General features: G+C 52.6%; 18 protein-coding genes and 1 riboswitch. Of the genes, 11 read left to right on the forward strand and 7 right to left on the reverse strand.

From position 1 onward, the window contains the following. Positions 1–23 precede the first annotated feature (23 nt). Positions 24–464 carry an Hsp20 family protein gene (locus ACSF8W_RS22790; protein ID WP_500849378.1) on the forward strand — a complete coding sequence of 147 codons (441 nt, stop codon included), beginning with the start codon at positions 24–26 and terminating at the stop codon, positions 462–464. A gap of 180 nt (positions 465–644) precedes the next feature. Here ACSF8W_RS22790 and ACSF8W_RS22795 read toward each other — a convergent pair whose 3' ends face one another. From ACSF8W_RS22795 to glyQ, 3 genes are all read right to left on the reverse strand, one after another. Next, positions 645–1,895: a valine--pyruvate transaminase gene (locus tag ACSF8W_RS22795; protein ID WP_500849379.1), complete on the reverse strand. Its 1,251-nt coding sequence runs from the start codon at positions 1,893–1,895 to the stop codon at positions 645–647. Positions 1,896–2,111: 216 nt separating this feature from the next. Next, a complete protein-coding gene (gene glyS, locus ACSF8W_RS22800) occupies positions 2,112–4,181 on the reverse strand; it encodes a glycine--tRNA ligase subunit beta (RefSeq protein ID WP_500849380.1) in 2,070 nt (689 codons plus the stop codon). A 9-nt stretch (positions 4,182–4,190) separates the two neighbouring features. Then, entirely contained in the window at positions 4,191–5,102 is a 912-nt protein-coding gene (gene glyQ, locus ACSF8W_RS22805; RefSeq protein WP_500849381.1) for a glycine--tRNA ligase subunit alpha, read from the reverse strand. Positions 5,103–5,403: 301 nt separating this feature from the next. Here glyQ and ACSF8W_RS22810 point away from each other — a divergent pair, with 301 nt between their 5' ends. The 3 genes from ACSF8W_RS22810 (at position 5,404) to ACSF8W_RS22820 (ending at position 7,474) form a co-directional block, all read left to right on the forward strand. Then, the gene (locus ACSF8W_RS22810) at positions 5,404–6,093 is read left to right on the forward strand and encodes a YiaD family glycine zipper/OmpA-like lipoprotein (protein ID WP_500849382.1); all 690 of its coding nucleotides are present in this window, start codon (positions 5,404–5,406) and stop codon (positions 6,091–6,093) included. Positions 6,094–6,225: 132 nt separating this feature from the next. Further along, positions 6,226–6,330: riboswitch (yybP-ykoY riboswitch) on the forward strand. A gap of 91 nt (positions 6,331–6,421) precedes the next feature. Next, positions 6,422–6,979, forward strand: coding sequence for a TMEM165/GDT1 family protein (locus ACSF8W_RS22815; RefSeq protein ID WP_500849396.1), 558 nt, complete (start codon positions 6,422–6,424; stop codon positions 6,977–6,979). Positions 6,980–7,207: 228 nt separating this feature from the next. Then, positions 7,208–7,474, forward strand: a complete 267-nt coding sequence (locus tag ACSF8W_RS22820) for a hypothetical protein (protein ID WP_500849383.1) — start codon at positions 7,208–7,210, stop codon at positions 7,472–7,474. Positions 7,475–7,513: 39 nt separating this feature from the next. Here the strand turns inward: ACSF8W_RS22820 and tusA are convergent, their stop codons facing one another. After that, on the reverse strand, positions 7,514–7,762 hold the full coding sequence (gene tusA / locus ACSF8W_RS22825; protein ID WP_500849384.1) for a sulfurtransferase TusA: 249 nt from the start codon (positions 7,760–7,762) through the stop codon (positions 7,514–7,516). Between the two features lie 149 nt (positions 7,763–7,911). On the opposite strand from tusA, the gene ACSF8W_RS22830 reads away from it, so the two are divergent. Beyond that, positions 7,912–8,094 carry a hypothetical protein gene (locus ACSF8W_RS22830; protein WP_428478194.1) on the forward strand — a complete coding sequence of 61 codons (183 nt, stop codon included), beginning with the start codon at positions 7,912–7,914 and terminating at the stop codon, positions 8,092–8,094. Positions 8,095–8,276: 182 nt separating this feature from the next. Next, positions 8,277–9,218, forward strand: coding sequence for a LysR family transcriptional regulator (locus ACSF8W_RS22835; RefSeq protein WP_500849385.1), 942 nt, complete (start codon positions 8,277–8,279; stop codon positions 9,216–9,218). A 119-nt stretch (positions 9,219–9,337) separates the two neighbouring features. On the opposite strand, the gene acuI is transcribed toward ACSF8W_RS22835, so the two are convergent. The 3 genes from acuI to fadB form a co-directional block, all read right to left on the reverse strand. Beyond that, on the reverse strand, positions 9,338–10,321 hold the full coding sequence (gene acuI, locus ACSF8W_RS22840) for an acrylyl-CoA reductase (NADPH) (protein WP_500849386.1): 984 nt from the start codon (positions 10,319–10,321) through the stop codon (positions 9,338–9,340). A gap of 218 nt (positions 10,322–10,539) precedes the next feature. Next, complete coding sequence (fadA, locus tag ACSF8W_RS22845; RefSeq protein WP_500849387.1) at positions 10,540–11,706, reverse strand: acetyl-CoA C-acyltransferase FadA; 1,167 nt, start codon at positions 11,704–11,706, stop codon at positions 10,540–10,542. A 10-nt stretch (positions 11,707–11,716) separates the two neighbouring features. Further along, positions 11,717–13,888: a fatty acid oxidation complex subunit alpha FadB gene (gene fadB / locus ACSF8W_RS22850; RefSeq protein WP_500849388.1), complete on the reverse strand. Its 2,172-nt coding sequence runs from the start codon at positions 13,886–13,888 to the stop codon at positions 11,717–11,719. A gap of 340 nt (positions 13,889–14,228) precedes the next feature. On the opposite strand from fadB, the gene ACSF8W_RS22855 reads away from it, so the two are divergent. The 5 genes from ACSF8W_RS22855 (at position 14,229) to hemG (ending at position 19,488) form a co-directional block, all read left to right on the forward strand. After that, positions 14,229–16,112, forward strand: a complete 1,884-nt coding sequence (locus ACSF8W_RS22855; protein ID WP_500849389.1) for a S8 family peptidase — start codon at positions 14,229–14,231, stop codon at positions 16,110–16,112. 2 nt (positions 16,113–16,114) lie between these two features. Then, complete coding sequence (locus ACSF8W_RS22860; protein WP_500849390.1) at positions 16,115–16,618, forward strand: serine protease external chaperone; 504 nt, start codon at positions 16,115–16,117, stop codon at positions 16,616–16,618. A 182-nt stretch (positions 16,619–16,800) separates the two neighbouring features. Beyond that, entirely contained in the window at positions 16,801–17,433 is a 633-nt protein-coding gene (locus tag ACSF8W_RS22865) for a YigZ family protein (protein ID WP_500849391.1), read from the forward strand. Positions 17,434–17,475: 42 nt separating this feature from the next. Further along, the gene (locus ACSF8W_RS22870; protein ID WP_500849392.1) at positions 17,476–18,933 is read left to right on the forward strand and encodes a TrkH family potassium uptake protein; all 1,458 of its coding nucleotides are present in this window, start codon (positions 17,476–17,478) and stop codon (positions 18,931–18,933) included. A 30-nt stretch (positions 18,934–18,963) separates the two neighbouring features. Then, positions 18,964–19,488 (forward strand): menaquinone-dependent protoporphyrinogen IX dehydrogenase, encoded by a 525-nt coding sequence (hemG, locus tag ACSF8W_RS22875; RefSeq protein WP_500849393.1) that lies wholly within the window; start codon positions 18,964–18,966, stop codon positions 19,486–19,488. Positions 19,489–19,797: the final 309 nt, after the last annotated feature.

The following is a 19,797-nucleotide window of genomic DNA, read 5'->3' on the forward strand; positions in this document are numbered from 1 at the left end:
CTTCCATAAAGAAGGATATCACCATGCGTAATCTTGATTTCACACCGCTATACCGTTCTGCTATTGGTTTTGATCGCCTGTTTAACCAGATGGAAAAACAAGCCGCCAACAACAATGCCGGTTACCCGCCGTACAATATCGAACAGCAAGATGACAACCACTACCGTATTACTATGGCGGTGGCGGGGTTTGCTGAAGCACAACTGGATATTACTCAGCAGCAAAACAAACTGATTGTACGGGGCACCCGCGACAGTGAGCCTGAGGTTGCCCGCCAGTATGTGTACCAAGGGATCGCAGAGCGCGATTTTGAACGTAAATTCCAGTTGGCAGACTATGTGAAAGTGGTCGGTGCCGAGATGGAAAACGGGTTGCTCCATATCGATCTGGAACGCGAAATTCCAGAAGAGCAGCAGCCGCGTAAGATTGCCATTAATGGCCGTTCGTTGCTGGAAAGCGAATAAAGCCGAAAGGGAGAACACACAGTGTGAGCACTGTTGTTCTCAATCATAGAGGTGTGAAAGGTCAGCCGAGGCTGACCTTTTTTGTGCCTGTTTTTTAACGGTATGCTTGTGTCTTGCCACGCCGTTGTCTCTGCCGGTGTATTAACACGTTTCACGTGAAACCGGCGGAGTGAGTCATGCTCAGGCGGCTTGATAAGCGGCCATCACTTCGTCGGCGATGATCGCGATGCCTCGTTGCATCACCTCATCGCTTTGCACGTAGTTCATCCGCAAACATTCATGGCCATGTTGCCAATCATCGTCCAAGCCAATAAAGAAATATTCCCCCGGGACGATTAACACGCCCCGCGCTTTTAAGCGGCGGTACAACTCCAGTGTACTGATGGGTAAATCCTTGAACCACAGCCAGAGAAATATCGCGCCTTCCGGTTTATGAATACGAAACCGTGGATCCGGCATGGCTTGCTGTAACAGTTCAACCGCCTGTTGGGCTTTGCGTAAGTAAAATGGCTTAATGACGTTTTCGCTCAGTGGCAGCAGATCGTTACGTTTGATCATTTGGTGGGCGATGGCCGGGCCGACACTGCCAGGCGCCAGACTCAAGACCCCGTTCATGTTGGCCATGGCGGTGATGATGTCCGCATGAGCGATCACGATCCCACAGCGTACGCCGGGTAACCCGAGCTTCGACAGGCTCATGCACAAGATGGTGTTGCTGTTCCAAAACGGTTTGACGGATTCAAAAATGATGTCGGGGAACGGGGTGCCGTAGGCGTTATCGATGATCAGCGGAATATTGTGGGCGCGGGCTAATGTATCTAGTTTGGCAATTTCTGCATCGGTCAGCACGTTGCCAGTGGGGTTAGTGGGGCGAGAGGCGCAGATCGCCCCGATGTGCTCATCAACCACCAAGCGATCAAAGTCGACATGGTATTTGAATTGTCCGTTATCGAGCAGGGTAATTTCTGGTCGGTAGGAGATGAACATGTCATCGCACAAGCCGGTATCGCCGTAGCCGATGTATTCGGGCGCTAAGGGCAGGAGAATTTTTTTCTTGGTCCCGTCAGCCTGTTCGCCGGCCAGTAGATTAAACAAATTGAAAAAGGCACTCTGGCTGCCGTTGGTCAGGGCGATATTGTCGGCCGTAATCGCCCAGCCGTACTGCGCTGTGAACAGTGCGGCTAACGCCTGCAGGAAGGTGTCTTTCCCTTGTGGGCCATCGTAGTTGGTCAATGCCTGCGTCAGCTCGCCGGAGGCGGCCATCTCTTGGCAGAGCTGCGTAAAGTAGCTCACCATTTCTGGGATCTGGGCAGGGTTGCCGCCCCCGAGCATGATCGCGTTAGGGGTGCGAAGGCCATCATTCAGATCATCCATCAATTGGGTGATCGCAGAATAGCGGGCGAACTTGTCACCGAATGTAGAAAACTCCATCTTTATACTTCTGACCTCGGTCTGTGGTTGTCTGTCTCTTGTGTTATTAGGTTATGGTTTATGTTGTGTGCGCCATCAACATACCGCAATGGCCGGATCAGGGGAAGAGGATCTGATGATTTATTGAGCAGTAAGGTTGCCGTGTTTCACGTGAAACGCAGGCATAAAAAAGCCCCGACCGAAGTCAGGGCTTAAGACGGGTTACCGTGCGGTGATTTATTTCTGCAGGAGCGAAATGTCAGCGACTTTCAGGAACTCGTTACGTAGCAAGTTCAGCATGGTCAGACGGTTCACTTTCAGTGCTTCGTCATCAGCCATTACCATCACGTTATCGAAGAAGGCATCCACGGCTTCACGTAGGGTCGCCAGCTCAGACAATGCCTGCTGGTAGTTACCCGCTGCGAAGACAGGTGCCAGGGTAGCCAGCATCGCTTCCACGTCGTTCGCCAATGCTTTTTCTGCGTCTTCAATCAGTAGAGACTGATCGATGTTTGCCGCCAATTCACCGTCGAATTTCGCCAGAATGTTACCGACACGCTTGTTCGCCGCCGCCAGTGATTCTGCCGCATCCAAATCGCGGAAGTGGCTTACCGCTTTCACACGCTTGTCGAAGTCAGCAGGCTGGGTTGGACGACGTGCCAATACCGCTTGGATCACATCCACACTGTGGCCGGCATCTTGGTACCATGCACGGAAGCGGCCAAGCATGAACTCAAGCACTTCTTCTTCCACGTTCTGGTTGGTCAGTTTGCCGTCCAGCAGCTCGCGCGCTTTACGGATCAATGCAACCAAATCCAAGTCGTAGCCGTTTTCAACGATGATACGCAGGATACCCAGCGCCGCACGACGTAGGGCAAATGGGTCACTGCCTTTTGGTGCCTGACCGATACCAAAGATACCCACTAGCGTGTCTAGCTTGTCAGCCATGGCAACCGCTGCTGATACCGCGGTGCTTGGCAGATCGTCACCGGCGAAACGTGGCATGTACTGCTCGTTCAGTGCCAGTGCGACTTCTTCGGCTTCACCGTCGTGGCGAGCGTAGTGCATGCCCATCACACCTTGGGTGTCAGTGAATTCGAAGACCATTGAGGTCATCAAGTCACACTTAGACAGCAGGCCAGCACGCTCTGCGTGTTCAACGTTGGCACCGATTTGTGGGGCAATGAAACCTGCCAATGCAGTGATGCGGTCTGTCTTGTCACGTAGGCTACCCAGTTGTTTCTGGAATAGCACGTTATCAAGTTCAGTCAAACGCTCAACAAGTGGACGCTTACGGTCAGTCTTAAAGAAGAATTCCGCATCAGCAAGACGTGGGCGTACCACCTTCTCGTTACCGCTGATAATCTGGCTTGGATCTTTAGACACGATGTTAGACACGAAGATAAACTTCGGTAGCAGTTTGCCTGCTGCATCGTAAACCGGGAAGTACTTCTGATCGCCTTTCATGGTGTACACCAAGGCTTCAGATGGGACGTTCAGGAAGTCTTCTTCAAATGACGCCGTCAGTACGACAGGCCACTCAACCAAAGAGGTGACTTCTTCAACCAGATCATCTTCCAGATCAGCAATGCCGCCAACGGCTTGTGCCGCTTGCTGTGCATCCGCCAGAATGATGGCTTTACGGGCATCGTAATCGGCCATCACTTTACCGCGTGTTTCAAGCAACGTCAGGTACTGATCGGCATGGTCGATGGTGATTTCTGGTTCACCCATGAAGCGGTGACCACGAATAGTACGGCCCGATTCCACACCCAAAATGGTGCCAGGGATCAGTTCATCACCCAATAGCATGGTCAGGGTTTTTACCGGACGGATGAATTGCGTGTCTTTGTCACCCCAACGCATTGGCTTAGGGATAGGCAGTTTTGCCAGTGCATTCGCTGCCAGTTCACACAACAGTGATTGTACCGCTTGGCCTTTCACTTCTTGTTTGAACAGTAGCCATTCACCTTTGTCGGTGATCATGCGGTCGGCTTGCTCAACGGTGATCCCGTTGCCGCGTGCCCAGCCTTGTGCGGCTTTGGTTGGGTTGCCGTCAGCATCGAAAGCAGCAGACACAGCAGGACCACGCTTTTCCACCACTTTATCTGATTGGCCTTCAGCCAGTGCCGTCACTTGCAGTGCCAGACGACGAGGGGCTGCAAACCACTTGATCCCTTGGTGGGCAAGATCGGCAGCGCTTAGCTCTGCCGCAAAGTTGTCGGCAAAGGCTTGTGCTAGGGTACGCAGGGCTTTTGGTGGCAGCTCTTCGGTACCCAGTTCAATTAGGAAATTCTGTTCGCTCATGCCGTTCCCTTATTTATTGGTTTTACACATTGGGAAGCCAAGGGCTTCGCGTGATGCGTAGTACGCTTCTGCAACTTGTTTGGTCAGGTTACGAATGCGCAGGATGTAACGCTGGCGCTCTGTCACAGAGATCGCTTTGCGTGCATCAAGAAGGTTAAAGGCATGGCCTGCTTTTAGGATGCGCTCGTACGCCGGTAGCGGCAGTGGCGTGTCCAATTCAAGCAGTGATTTACATTCTTTCTCACACTGATCAAAGTACGTGAAAAGGAATTCCACATCAGCGTGTTCAAAGTTGTACGTTGATTGTTCAACTTCGTTTTGGTGGAAAATGTCACCGTAGGTTACTTTGCCTAGCGGGCCATCGGTCCAAACCAGATCGTACACCGAGTCAACACCCTGGATGTACATCGCAAGACGTTCAATACCGTAAGTGATCTCGCCCGTAACAGGTTTACACTCAAGGCCGCCCACTTGCTGGAAGTACGTAAACTGCGTCACTTCCATTCCGTTCAACCAAACTTCCCAGCCAAGACCCCACGCACCAAGCGTTGGGTTTTCCCAGTTATCTTCCACGAAACGGATGTCGTGAACTTGGGTGTCGATACCGAGTGCTTCCAGTGAACCCAGGTACAATTCCTGGATGTTGTCCGGTGATGGCTTGATGATCACCTGGAACTGGTAGTAGTGCTGTAGACGGTTAGGGTTTTCACCGTAACGGCCATCGGTTGGACGGCGAGAAGGTTGCACGTACGCCGCTGCAATTGGCTCTGGACCTAACGCACGGAGACATGTCATTGGGTGAGAGGTACCTGCACCGACTTCCATGTCCAATGGCTGTACGATAGTACAACCTTGTTGGCCCCAGTAATCCTGCAGCGCGAGGATCATGCCCTGAAAGGTTTTAATGTCGAATTTCTGCATTGTCAGCTTCGCGTGATTGATGGATAAATGGATGTAATGTAACTATCCAGTATACCTTGCCCGCCTTTGTGCTAGTAGGGTTTGTGCATGTTTTTTGGTCATCTTTATTTAATTTGCGCAAATTACTTTGGTAAAGGCAGGATGGGTCGTGGAATTTTACATTGCTCTGATATCTCTTGGGGTCGGGGGCGTACAATGCGACTATCATCAATGTCATTAGCGACGTGTTAACACGATACGCTAATAAAGCATACACAATAACATCGGCCTGACGCCGAGCTGAGTAAGTAGGATAACGAAGATGGATTTGACGATTAGCGCTAAATCGAGCAAATGGGTACGTAACATGGTATTTGCCACAGCCGCGGCTGTTGTGAGTACTGGCTGTTCCACCACCAATCCTTACACCGGTGAATCACAGTCGGCGAAAGCCACCACAGGCAGTGTGATCGGCGCGATTGCGGGCGCAGCCATTGGGGTGGCGTCATCAAGCAAAAGCGATCGCGGTAAAGGGGCATTGATCGGTGCTGCTTCAGGTGCTGCGCTGGGTGGCGGTATTGGTTACTACATGGATGTGCAAGAAGCCGAACTGCGTAAACAGTTGCAATCGACGGGGATCAGCGTGTCACGTGACGGGGAAAATATTGTCCTGCACATGCCAAACGCGATCACCTTTGGTGTTGACCAAACCGATCTGAGCACCCCGGCGAAAAAGGCCCTGTACAACGTGTCGTTGGTGGTGAAAGAGTACGACAAGACCCAGTTGAATGTGTATGGCTTCACCGACAGCACCGGTGCGGCGTCGTACAACCTACGTTTGTCACAAGTCCGTGCCAGCGAAGTGAGCAGCCAGTTGATGCGTGATGGCGTAGCCAGCAACCGTATCGTGACCAAAGGCATGGGGGAAGCCCATCCGATTGCGTCAAACAACTCTGAACAAGGCCGTTCTGAGAACCGCCGTGTTGAGATCGTGTTGTCGCCTCGCTCATAAGGCTCACAGCCTGCTTGCGCAGAAAATTGCGCGCATCGCGATGAACAAAAGAAGGGGGCTGTTTGCCCCTTTTTTGATCCTGTCATTGTGCGACGGGTCTTGATCCTGTTGTACACGGTGGTTACAATTGCGCCTCCTTTGGGGAGTAGCCGCTTGTCCCAACAAGATAAACGTCAACATATTTGAAGCACATCTTCATGGCGTTTGTGACTCACACTGAACCCTACACGTGAGTTTGGCGAGACCATTGGTAAACCAGCATGAACCGGGGTGGGGCGTGCGCGTTTGCCTGTGGTTGTTGATTTTTCCTCGCCCCCAAGAGCCTGTCGTGAGTGTGTTAGCTATCTCCATCACCACCGTTGCCTTAGCGGAAATCGGTGATAAAACCCAACTGTTGTCTTTGCTGCTGGCCAGCCGATACCGTAAACCCGTTCCTATTATTCTGGCGATTTTCTTTGCCACCATTGCCAACCATGCGTTGGCCGCGTGGCTCGGCGTGGTCGTGGCTGATTACCTGACGCCAGACGTCCTTAAATGGGTCTTGGTGGTCAGCTTCGTTGCGATGGCTGGCTGGATTTTGATCCCCGATAAACTCGATGATGACGAAACCATTTCCAGTCGAGGCCCGTTTATCGCCAGCTTTATTGCGTTCTTCGTGGCGGAGATCGGCGATAAAACCCAAGTGGCCACCACGGTATTGGGGGCGCGTTACCATGAGGCGTTGGTATGGGTGGTATTGGGTACCACGATCGGAATGTTACTGGCCAATGTGCCAGTGGTCTTGATTGGCAAGTTGTCGGCCGAGCGAATGCCTTTGGCGCTGATCCGTAAAGTGACTGCCGGGCTGTTTTTGGTACTGGCATTTGCGGCCGGTGTTGGCCTGTAAAGGCAGCGCGTTGGTCCCATCACAGGTTTCATCATAGGTTTGATCACGGGTATGTTTCATGTGAAACATACCTGTGCCGCTCGCGTGTTATTGGCTTTATCTGTGTCGTTATTTGCAGTGGCATTCACGCGATCATCGTGGATAAAGTGTGAAGCCCGCAGCGGCACGGGAGAGATGGCCATGATAAGGTAAGAGGGTGAGTCTGGTAGAGGCTGTTGAGGAGAGGTTATGGACCGTTTTCTTGCAATATCACCAAAGAGCCAGTTTTGGCTGTTTAATCTCGCACTGGCACTGAATATTCTGGGCATGGTACTGACGGAGATGTGGCCACCGATGGTGGTGGGCGCCTTGGTCATGACATATCTGTCCGTCGATGCGCTGGTGCGGATCCGTTATGTGCTGCCGATGAAAAAGGAAATGCGTGATTTACGCCATGAGCTGGAAAAAGCGCAGCGGCAATTGCGAGAGAGCACCGAGAACAGTTACCGCGACTGATACCGAATAAACGAAAGGCAGCTCATTGAGCTGCCTTTTTTAGTCTCGGCCTTTCTTGATCAAGTAACGATAAGGCAGGGTCTCGGTGTCTGTGGCGACCAAGGTGTGATCCATAAAGCGACAGAAGCTTGGGATATCACGGGTGGTCGACGGGTCATCGGCGGTGATCAGTAAGGTTTCGCCGTCCGTCATTTTCCTTACCGTTTTACGCACCATCATCACCGGCTCTGGGCAGCGCAGTCCTTCTGCGTCGAGTGTATGGGTGGGATTCTCAAAATGTGCAGTCATAACTTTTACTGATTTTTACATGTGATTGCGAAGAGAGGTGATCATACTGATGGCCAAGAATTAATCAATAAGGGTTGGCAAAGAAGGGTAAAACGTGTAACGTAATTAACAACTCGTTAACGTTGGCTTCTGATGGATTAGGAGGAATTATGTTAACTCAGATGGATCGCCTGACAATTTATGCCGTGCTGTGCTTTATCACGTTTTGTACGTTGATTCTGCGGGCACCAGAACAAACCAGCCTGATCACCCTCGGTGGTCTTATCGCTGCCGCCTTCGGTTTATGGCTTGAGCTCACGCAAACGGCCGATCTCGAAGAAGAAGAAAGCTAACGTGGTGTGATGATGTTATCGATGATGCTATCCACATCCCGTTTCTTGGGCTTCTCCCGCTGTTAGAGCGGGATTTTTTTGTCTGCTTTATGACTTCCCCGCCTTATGAGCCCCTCGCTGACCTGCGCATCTTGAGATGACTTGCGTATAATAGCCATAGAATGAATCACAAAAGGTTAGCTATGGAGCTCGAAGAAGTCTATCGCCGGGATTTGAACTTATTGGTGGCACTGAAAGTGTTGCTGGAAGAAGGCAGTGTCAGCAAAGCGGCGGTGCGACTCAATTTGAGTCAGTCGGCGATGAGTCGGGTTTTGGGCCGATTGCGCGATTTACTCGGGGATCCCTTATTCACGCGGCAGGGACAACGCTTGCTGCCGACGGAACGCGCCCTTGAGCTCAATGAGTTGCTCAATGAACCGCTCGAATCGATGCGTACCTTGCTGACCCCCAATGATTTTCAGCCGCATGCCTGCCAGCAGCGGTTTGTGATTGCCACCACCGACTATGCGATGCAGACCATTTTGCCGTTTGCTTTACCCCGTATCTACAGTGAAGCGCCGGCGATCTCGCTGGAGTTTGCCCCGTTGCAGCACGACCATATGCTGACTCAGTTGACGTCCGACGGGTGTGACATGGCGATTTGTCGCCCGACCGGCCCGGTGGAGCCGCTCTGCAGCGATCACTTGGGCCGCGTGAGCGTGTTCTGTATGTTGTCCAAGCACCACCCGCTGGCGGATGCAGAGTTGACGGTGCAGGATTACCTGACCTATCCGCATGCCATGATTGCCATCAGTGATGGCGTAAAAGCCCTGATTGATGACGCACTGCGCGGTTATCCGGCGCGTAAGATGGCACTGCGTGCGTATCATCTGGAAGCGGCGCTGGCGATTGTTGAAACCATGCCACTGATCATTACCGTGCCTGCCGATTTAGCCTACTTGGTGGCGGACAAACATGACTTGGTGGTGAAGCCTTTGCCGTTTGAGTTTAAGCCGTTTGATTATTCGTTGATTTGGCATCCTCGCTGTGAGCATTCCGCGCCGCAGATCTGGCTGCGTCAGTTGATCAAAGAAGAGTGTGGCAAGCTGATTGATAAGCGGGTACACGAGTTAGGGTTGATCTGACGCGTGGGTTATCGTCACGCCGAGAGATGGTTTGACTAGGGACAAAAAAGGCCAGCGCGAGGCTGGCCAAGGTAGTCACGTTGCCACACCGGGCAACCTTATTTCTTATTCAGTGTCACTTATTTCAGTTTGATCACGACACGGCCGGTGATTTGGCCGTTGGTGATGGCCTCTGCGCATTCCGCCACGTCTTCGAGTGCCACTTCACGACAAGCTTGTTCAAAGAAGCTGGTTGGCAATAGTTCGCCCAGGCGTTGCCACGCTTTTTGGCGCTTCTCAAATGGGCACATCACGGAATCAATACCCAGCAACTTCACATTACGCAGAATGAAAGGCATCACGGTTGTCGGCAGATCAAAACCGCCTGCCAAGCCACAAATAGCAACAGCGCCGTCGTAATCAACCTGAGACAATACGCGCGCCAGCATGTTACTGCCGACAGTATCAATGGCACCGGCCCACAATTGCTTATCAAGTGGACGGGCCGGTTCGGCAAATTCGCTGCGTTCAACCACACGTGTTGCACCCAGTGACTTCAGTAGTTCGCCGTTTTCAGCAATACGGCCTGTCACCGCAACTACGTTGTAGCCGAGTTGAGACAGTAGGGTTACCGCCACTGAGCCGACACCGCCGCTTGCACCGGTCACCAAGATTTCACCGGATTCTGGCTTGATACCCGCATCAACCAATGCTTGTACACACAGCATGGCAGTAATACCGGCGGTACCGATCATCATGGTTTGTTTGCCATCAAGGTTGCTCGGTAGCGGCACCAACCAGTCAGCTTTCAGGCGTGCTCTTTCCGCCATGCCGCCCCAGTGGCCTTCACCCACGCCCCAACCTGTCAGTACGACTTTGTCACCCGCTGTGTAACGGGCATCGGCAGATTCAACCACAGTACCGGTCAAATCGATCCCTGGCACCATTGGGAATTGACGCACGATGCGGCCTTTACCTGTGATTGCCAGACCGTCTTTGTAGTTTAGCGAAGAGTAGTCGACGTCGATCAGGACATCGCCTTCAGGAAGTTGGCTCTCATCAAGTTGCTCGATAGAAACGAGGGTTTTTTTATCTTCTTGGTTTAGTACCAGTGCCTTAAACATGGGATGCTCCGAATTCACAAGCGGATGAAATTGCCTATGAGTGTAGTCGTTAAATAACTATGAATAAAATGAATAATAAGCATTTACTTTATGATCTACATGCATTTGGATGGCATAAAAAAGAGAAAACACAACAAGATAGCCAGAGAATGAGAGGACAAGGAAAAGCCGCCCACAAGATTATCGGCGGCAGGTTGGAATGATCGCGTGTAAGACGGTTAGTCGACCCGCTCAAACACGGTGGCGATCCCTTGGCCCAGACCAATGCAGAGTGTCGCCAAACCATAACGGACATCACGTTGTGCCATCAGATTGATCAGTGTCGTGCAGATCCTCGCCCCCGATGCGCCCAAAGGGTGACCCAAGGCAATGGCGCCGCCATGGAGGTTGACTTTGTCATCGATGGCATCGAGCAACCCCAAATCTTTCAGGCACGGTAAAGATTGCGCGGCAAACGCTTCATTGATCTCAACCACTCCCATGTCTTCCATGTTCAGGCCTGCCCGTTGTAAGGCTTTGTTTACCGCCGGCACTGGGCCGTATCCCATGATGGAGGGATCGCAACCCGCCACGGCCATGGCGGTGATGCGGGCTCGGATCGGTAACCCTAATGCGCGCGCCCGATCTTCACTCATGATCAGCATGGCCGCGGCGCCATCAGATAACGCCGAGGCATTACCGGCCGTCACACTGCCGTGGGCGGGATCAAACACCGGTTTCAAGGTGGCGAGGGTGTCGATGGTGGTTTCCGGCCGAATAACTTCATCGTGATGAAAAACGGTCAGGCGGCCTTCACTGTCATGGCCTTCGGTAGGCCAAATTTCAGCCTCAAATAAACCGGCTTGGGTTGCTGCCTGCGCACGCTGGTGGGACTGGGCTGCAAACGCATCTTGTTGCGTGCGGCTGATCCCATGTAAACGGGCCAGCATTTCGGCGGTGAGCCCCATCATGCCTGCCGCTTGTGCGACAGACTTTGACAGGCCGGGGTGAATATCGACCCCATGGGTCATGGGGACGTGACCCATGTGTTCGACGCCACCCACCAGACAGATCTCAGCATCTCCTACCATGATTGCGCGTGCCGCATCATGCAGGGCTTGCATCGAGGAGCCACACAAGCGATTGACTGTGGTGGCGGCGACCGAATGGGGGATCCCTGCCAGCAAGGCGGCATTGCGGGCAATGTTGAACCCTTGCTCCAGAGTTTGTTGGACGCAGCCCCAATAGATGTCTTCAATCTGGGCGGGATCAACGTCAGGGTTACGCTGCAATAAGCCGCGCATCAAGTGCGCTGACAGGGTATCGGCACGCACATGGCGAAAAGCACCGCCTTTTGAGCGCCCCATGGGGGTACGAATACAGTCAACAATTACAACAGGCTTCATGGGCGCATCCTCATCCTAAGTCAGTGGCCGTCGGGGCGGGGTAATAACACGCACCTTGGGCGGCTTTATCACGTAATCCATCCGGTACGTGATAGATCGCGCCGAGGTGGGCATAGCGATCGGCCAAGGCGACATACTGGGCAAGGCCAACGGTATCGAGATAGCGGAATGGCCCGCCGCGAAACGGTGGGAAACCGAGGCCGTACACCAATGCCATGTCGGCTTCGGCTGGGCTGGCAATAATCCCTTCTTCAAGGCAGCGCACAACTTCATTGATCATGGGGATCATCATGCGTGCCGTTACGGCCTCGGCGTCAAAGGTCTGGGGATCACCGAGTGTGGGCGCTAACAGGGCATGCACACTGGGATCGATGGCCTTTTTGGGTTTGCCTTTACGATTGGTGGTATAGCCGTAGAAACCCCCGCCGTTCTTCTGGCCAAAACGCTGGGCTTGGAATAGCGCATCCATCGCGCTGTTGTCCGGTTTAGCCATGCGCTCGGGAAAGCCGTTGGCCATCACATCTTGTGCGTGATGGGCGGTGTCGATGCCGACCACATCCAATAAATAAGCCGGTCCCATCGGCCAACCAAACGTGTGTTCCATGATCCGATCAACGTGGATGAAATCCGCCCCGTCACGCAGTAGCAGGTTAAAACCAGCAAAGTAAGGAAAGAGCACCCGATTGACGAAAAAGCCGGGGCAGTCATTGACCACAATGGGGGATTTGCCCATTTGGGCAGCGTAGGCGACCACACGGTTGAGGGTGGCTGCTGACGTTTTGGGGCCGCGGATGATTTCCACCAAAGGCATTTTGTGCACGGGATTGAAAAAGTGCATGCCGCAAAAATTTTCGGGGCGTGACAGGGCATGTGATAACGCGGTGATCGGGATGGTAGAGGTATTGGAGGTGATCACGGTGTCATCGCGGACATGGCGTTCAACGTCAGCCAACACGCGGGTTTTGATGGCCGGATCTTCGACGACCGCTTCAACCACCACGTCTACACTGTCGGCATCGGCGTAATGCAAGGTGGGATGAATGTTGGCTAAGACGGTGGCCATGCCTAAGCCGTCAATCCGCCCGCGGACTAATTGTTGGTTAAGTAACTTCGCGGCTTCTTTCATGCCGACATCCAGTGCGACGGGCTGAATATCTTTGAGGATCGCCGGGACGTGTTTACGCGCCGACTGATAGGCAATGCCGCCGCCCATGATCCCAGCTCCCAGTACCATGGCGCGCTGAGTCTTCCCCCCGGCCTTGGCGGCCTGTTTGGCTTGCCCTTTGATGTACTGATCATTGAGAAAGATCCCCACTAACGCTTGGGCGGCATCGGTGTTGGCCAAGGTGATGAAATACTGGTTTTCGATGGCCAGTGCGTCGTCGCGGTGACAGTGAGCAGCGGCTTCGATGGCTTTCACGGCGGCAGCCGGCGCGGGGTAATGTGGGCCTGCGAGCGTGGCAACCATCGCATTGGCGGTGGTGAAGCTCATGCTGGCTTCAATGTGATTGAGGCCGAGAGGCGCTTGCTTTTGTGTGCGACGGTGTTGCCAGTCAAGATCGCCGTCAATGGCCTCTTTTAGCATGGTCATCGCTGCAGTATGTAGATGTTCCGGCGCGACGACGCCATCGATCAAGCCAAGGGCTAACGCGTCGGTGGCATTTTTGTCTTTACCGGCAGTGATGATAGCCATCGCAGGATCGGCCCCAATCAACCGCGGTAAACGGACGGTGCCACCAAAGCCGGGCATGATCCCGAGTTTGGTTTCGGGCAAGCCAATGCGAACCTCGGTATCCGCTAAGCGGAAATCGGTAGCGAGGACGCACTCACATCCGCCGCCCAAAGCATAGCCATTGATGGCGGACAGAGTGGGTACCGGGAGATCTTCCAGTTGATTGAAAATACGGTTGGCGTGGGCGAGCCAAGCGGACAATTGCGCAGACGGTAAGGCGAACAGGCCAAGGAACTCTTTGATATCCGCTCCGACAATGAATGCAGCGTGGCCGGACGTCAGCAATACGCCTTTGAGATCCGGCCACGCGGCGATGGCCTGTAATGCGTGTTCCAGATGAAGAAGGGTATGGCGGTCAAGCTTATTGATTGTGCCGGGGGCATGGAAGTGGAGTTCGGCAATGCCACTGCCTTGGTCGCGGACGGATAGGGTGTCACCGTGGTAAATCATAGGCTATCTCCATGAGGGCCAGTCTGCGCTGGCAGTGATTTAACTGGTTTGACCTGTCGCAAGGTTACTTTCAGTGTGAACCCGATATGCAACGATTACAACACCAAGGCTAAACATTTATTTAACGTCTGGTGGGGTGTTTTTTGGAGGTAACGCACAATTCACGCCGTAAATGAAGGGAGTTTGTGCTCTTTTTCAATGGATTATATTTTCTGGGAAATGCTTCCAGAAATTACGCCTTGTTAACCTTGTTCGCTGGTATTTTTTAACATGGCGGTTGTAAATGGATTATCCGCAGTATAGGGCTGCGGGGAATTATCCAATCGAAGGATCGATAGATATGAAGACAAAGCTGACATTCGCCGCAGCAGCATTGGCGGCCGTCCTCTTGCCTGCGACGGGTCAGGCGGTGTTGATGAAGCCTGCGCCTGTCCATGGTACTGATATTGACCTCAGCTGGGTGCCCGATCTCCCGCCTGGGGATCCGTTGTTTACGCATCAATGGCACCTGCGTAATACCGGTCAAACTGCCTTTTCTCAATCGGCGGGGACACCGGGACAAGACATGAACTTGTGGCTGACACACCTTCTGGGGATCCACGGCGTGGGCGTGAACGTGGCCATTATTGATGATGGGCTGGAAATTGGGCATCCCGATCTGGCGGCGAATATTCGTCCGGGGTCGTGGGATATACTCAATAATGACAATGATCCTTCGCCAGACGATCCCGGTGACAGTCACGGTACGGCTGTCGCAGGGTTAACGGCCGCGGTGGGTTGGAATGCCATTGGCGGGCGCGGTGTGGCACCGAAAGCCGGCTTAAAAGGGTTCAACTGGCTGAAAGCACAAACGGTTGAAGGGTGGTTGATGTCGCACGGGGCAGCAGCCAATACGCAAGATACTCGCGTCTTCAACCAAAGCTACGGGTATTCGACGATTTATCCGGTGGCTTATGATTTGGTAGCCAACCCGAGTCTGGCGTTGGAAGAGCAAGTCTATGAAGGCGTCACGCGTGACTCCCACCAAGGACGAGGTAGCCTCTTCGTTAAATCTGCCGGTAACAGCTACAACTATTTTTATGGTTGGCTCGGGGCGAATTTCGGCGGGGCATTTGTGTTGCCGGGTGACTTCTTTGACGCGAACCGTGTGGGGCCACCCAATGACGGCCTACCCATGCAAGACAGTAACTTAACCCCAACCAATGCCAGCTATTGGAATTTGACCGTGTCGGCGTTGAATGCGGACGGGGGCTTGTCATCATACAGCTCTGTTGGGGCTAACGTGTTTGTTTCCGCGCCGGGTGGCGAGTACGGGGTGGATGCACCCGCGATGGTAACGACCGATTTAAGCGGTTGTGCGGCCGGTTATAACATGACGGGCTCGACGGGCAATGCGCTACACGGCGGCACCGAATTGGATCCAACGTGTGATTACAACGGCACGATGAACGGAACCTCATCGGCGGCGCCGAATACGTCTGGCGCCATTGCTTTGCTGATGTCAGCTAACCCGGCACTAAACTGGCGCGATGTACGTCATATCTTGGCGTCTACCGCCACTAAAACAGATCCAGATCATGCCGGTGTTCCGCTGACCTTTACCCAAGCGTCAGGTATCCCTGCGACTTATGATGCGATCCCTGGATGGCAAACGAATGCAGCCGGTTATGATTTCCATAACTTCTATGGCCTCGGTCGCGTCAATGTCGATGGTGCGGTGATGATGGCGTTGCATTATAACGATCCATTACCACCCCTGACGGTTACGGAGTGGGCAAGTACAGCGGCAGAGGTCGTGATCCCTGATGCCACTTTGGCAGGCGCGAGCTCGACGTTTGTGTCTACTCACGATGATTTTGTGGTGGAAAGTCTTCAAGTGAAGCTTAATATCGATCATCAACGTTTGAACGATTTGGCGATTGAATTGGTTTCCCCGTCGGGTACGCGCAGCGTCTTGTTGTCACCGCGTACGGGGTTAGTGAGCCAATCGCTAGAGCCTTTAGTGACCGGTTTTGATCAGCAGGTTCTTCTCTCGCACCATTTCTACGGTGAAGAGGTTGAAGGGGAATGGCAGCTGGTGGTACGTGATACCAATAGCGATGCGCAAACATGGTTTGCCTACTTTGACCCACAGAATGTCTTTCCTGTCGGGTTACCCAATAATGCTCAGGATGGTGTCCTGAAGTCGTGGGATATTCGTTTCTTTGGCCATGAGGAAAAGTGATCATGAAGACAATGATGTATGCAACATTGATAGGAAGTGTCTTGATGACAGGCAGTGCGGTGACGTCGGCGCAAGCGGCGTTGTCGGATCTGCCGTCATTGCCAGTGCAAGCGGCATGGGTTGCGGCGGGTGATGTCCAGATCGCCGGTGAGCAATACACTAAATTAGCACCCGCCACACAGGCGCGATCAGCCCGTACGTTTGGCTTGCCCGCCGCAGGAGGCGATGTGAGTGTGCAAGTGGGTGATCGCTTGTTGCAAGCCGGTTCTCGTCAAGGACCGGTTGAAGTGAGTGGCGGAATTTTGGTGCGTTTAGCTGCAGGTGTCAGCGCCCAGCAGGTCGCGCAAGACAACCAACTGGACATCGTCTATAGCACGCAAGATGTTGTGTTATTCAAAGCGCAAGCCGGTAACAACCTGTTGCCTGTGATTGACGGATTAGACGGAGATAGCCGTGTTGACCATGTCCGTTTGGAGTTGGTCAGTGGTGTGAATTTGCCGCAGTAAGCGATAAAGCACGGCACCAAGATGGCCTAAAGATAAGGGAAGCTGAGAAGCTTCCCTTTTTAATGGGCATTTTTACCGTGTGAAGCCGCATGCATTACAGCAGTGAAGTCTGGCAGCGAAGGCGGAGGGATGTGGTATTCTGTCCGGCTGTATGTTTTTTTGATGATGCGAAACCGAGCGATATGACAGCTGCCGATCCCTATGTGATCCCCGCCGCGCCTGCGGAGTGTGAAGAAGAAATCAAGAAAAGCCGCTTTATTACCTACTTGGCGCATACGCCATCGGTGGAGCAGGCTAAAGCCTTTATTCAGCAGATCAAAGAGAAGCATCACGATGCGCGCCATAACTGTTGGGCATTTGTGGCCGGGCGGCCGGAAGATTCAATGCAATGGGGCTTCAGCGATGATGGCGAGCCATCGGGCACGGCAGGCAAACCGATCTTGGCGCAGCTCACGGGATCGGGGATTGGCGAGATCACCGCTGTCGTAACCCGTTATTCGGGGGGGATCAAGCTCGGTACCGGTGGGTTGGTGAAAGCCTACGGTGGCGGGGTGCAGCAGGCTCTAACTGTGCTGCAAACCAAAGAAAAGATAATAACTTCAGAACTGGCATTATGCTGCGAGTATAATCAAGTGTCTTTGGTGGAGACGTTGCTGGCTGAACTTGCCGGTCAACAAATGAGTGCAGAATACAGCCATCAGGTAACCATGGTGGTGGAACTGGATCGCCGGGTTGAGGCGGAATTCTGTGCCAAGTTGGTGAACCGCAGTGGCGGGCAGATTGTGGCGATCGTGCGTGAGGATGAGACGCCGTGATCCGTTATGTTGAATTTTTAACGATGAGAGCCGAATAAGGCCATGCAATTTCGTTCCATTATTAGAATCGTTGGGCTCTTGTTGGCCCTGTTCAGTGTCACCATGTTGGCTCCCGCGCTGGTGGCATTACTATACCGCGACGGTGCTGGCTTTCCGTTTGTCGTGACTTTTTTCTTACTGTTCGCCGGCGGTGCGCTACTTTGGGCGCCTAATCGACACCATCGACGTGAATTAAAAGCCCGAGACGGATTTTTAATTGTGGTGCTGTTCTGGACGGTGATCGGCAGTGCCGGTGCGGTGCCGTTCATTTTGGCTGAAAACCCTGACTTGTCGGTGACGGACTCCTTTTTTGAATCCTTTTCTGCGCTCACGACAACAGGGGCCACGGTGATTGTCGGGCTAGACCATTTACCCAAAGCGATTTTGTTTTACCGTCAGCTGCTGCAATGGTTTGGCGGGATGGGGATCATCGTGTTGGCTGTCGCCATCTTACCGGTACTGGGTATCGGGGGAATGCAGCTCTATCGCGCTGAAATTCCGGGGCCGGTGAAAGACAGTAAAATGACCCCGCGTATTGCAGAGACGGCCAAAGCGCTGTGGTATATCTACCTCGCGTTAACCATTAGCTGTGCATTGGCTTTTTGGTTAGCGGGTATGTCGGTATTTGATGCGATCTCTCACAGCTTTTCGACGGTGGCGATTGGCGGTTTCTCAACTCACGATGCCAGTATGGGGTATTTCAACAGCCCTACCATCAATATGATCACAGTGGTGTTCTTGTTGATATCGGCCTGTAATTTCTCACTGCACTTTGCCGCCTTTGCGAATGGCGGTATTCATTTGCGGACGTATTGGCGCGATCCCGAGTTTCGCGCATTTTTGGCGGCGCAGCTTATATTAATGCTGATCTGTTTTGGCATGCTGTTGAAGCACCATTCTTATGATTCGTATTTTGATGCTTTTGATCAGGCATTATTCCAAACCGTGTCGATTTCGACGACAGCAGGTTTTACCACTACCGGATTTTCTGAGTGGCCGTTGTTCTTACCGGTTCTATTGTTGTTTTCCTCGTTTGTGGGGGGCTGTGCAGGGTCGACCGGTGGCGGGATTAAAGTGATCCGTATGTTGCTACTGTTGCTGCAAGGGGTGCGAGAACTGAAGCGCCTCGTGCATCCGCGCGCGATTTACACCATTAAGGTGGGGAATAAAGCCTTGCCACAACGTGTTGTCGATGCCGTGTGGGGCTTCTTTTCCGCTTATGCCTTGGTGTTTGTGGTTTGTATGCTGGCGCTGATCGCCACGGGATTGGATGAACTCACCGCATTCTCCGCGGTGGCAGCAACCCTAAACAACCTCGGCCCTGGCTTGGGGGAAGTGGCTGTGCATTTCGGGGAAATCAATGATCCGGCGAAATGGGTGTTAGTGATTGCGATGCTGTTTGGGCGTCTCGAAGTGTTTACGTTGTTGGTGTTGTTTACCCCAACGTTTTGGCGCAATTAAGTCGCTGGTTATATAAAGAAGGAGTAGCCCGTGGAAAAGGTACTATTACTGCATTCAAGCAGTGACGGACAAACCGTTAAAATTTTGCAGCACATCGAAACCACCCTTGGGGCTGAGTATTGTTGTGAGCTGGTGGATGTGAATACGTCACCGACCATCAATTTCAGTCAGTACAGTCGTGTACTGATAGGCGCCTCTATTCGTTATGGGCACCTCAATAAAAAGCTCTATCATTTTATCGATCGTTATCTGCCAGAACTCGAACAAAACAAAGTAGCCTTTTTCTGTGTCAATCTCACCGCTCGCAAACCCGGCAAGAATACCCCTGAAACGAGCGTCTATATGAAGACGTTCTTGAAGAAGTCGCCGTGGCAGCCAACATTGCAGGCGGTATTTGCGGGTGCGCTGCGTTATCCGCGTTACGGTTGGTTTGACCGAGTAATGATCCAGTTGATTATGCGCATTACAGGCGGGGAAACAGACACCACAAAAGAAGTGGAATATACCGATTGGGATAAAGTCAGTGACTTTGCAGGGCAATTCAAACAGCTTTAAGGGTGTATTTTGATGGCTTCGTGTGTTTTTTGTCCGAACAATCTAGATATCCCGGTTTTTTGTCAAAACCCCCTTGCCAATGTGATCGAACGCTCTATAATGCGACCTCACTGACACGGACAGCGGCGCTAGCCGGTAACGTAAGTCAGTATTGTTCTTTAACAATTTGACCATGCAATCTGTGTGGGCACTCGTGAAATGATAGTCAACAAAAGAATTATCAATGATACTGAGTGACCAATACAAAATGACGCAAGTTATTTTGGCACAGTCAATTCGTTCATTACTTCGGTAATGAACAACACAGTT

Source organism: Photobacterium sp. 270122K (assembly GCF_059941365.1).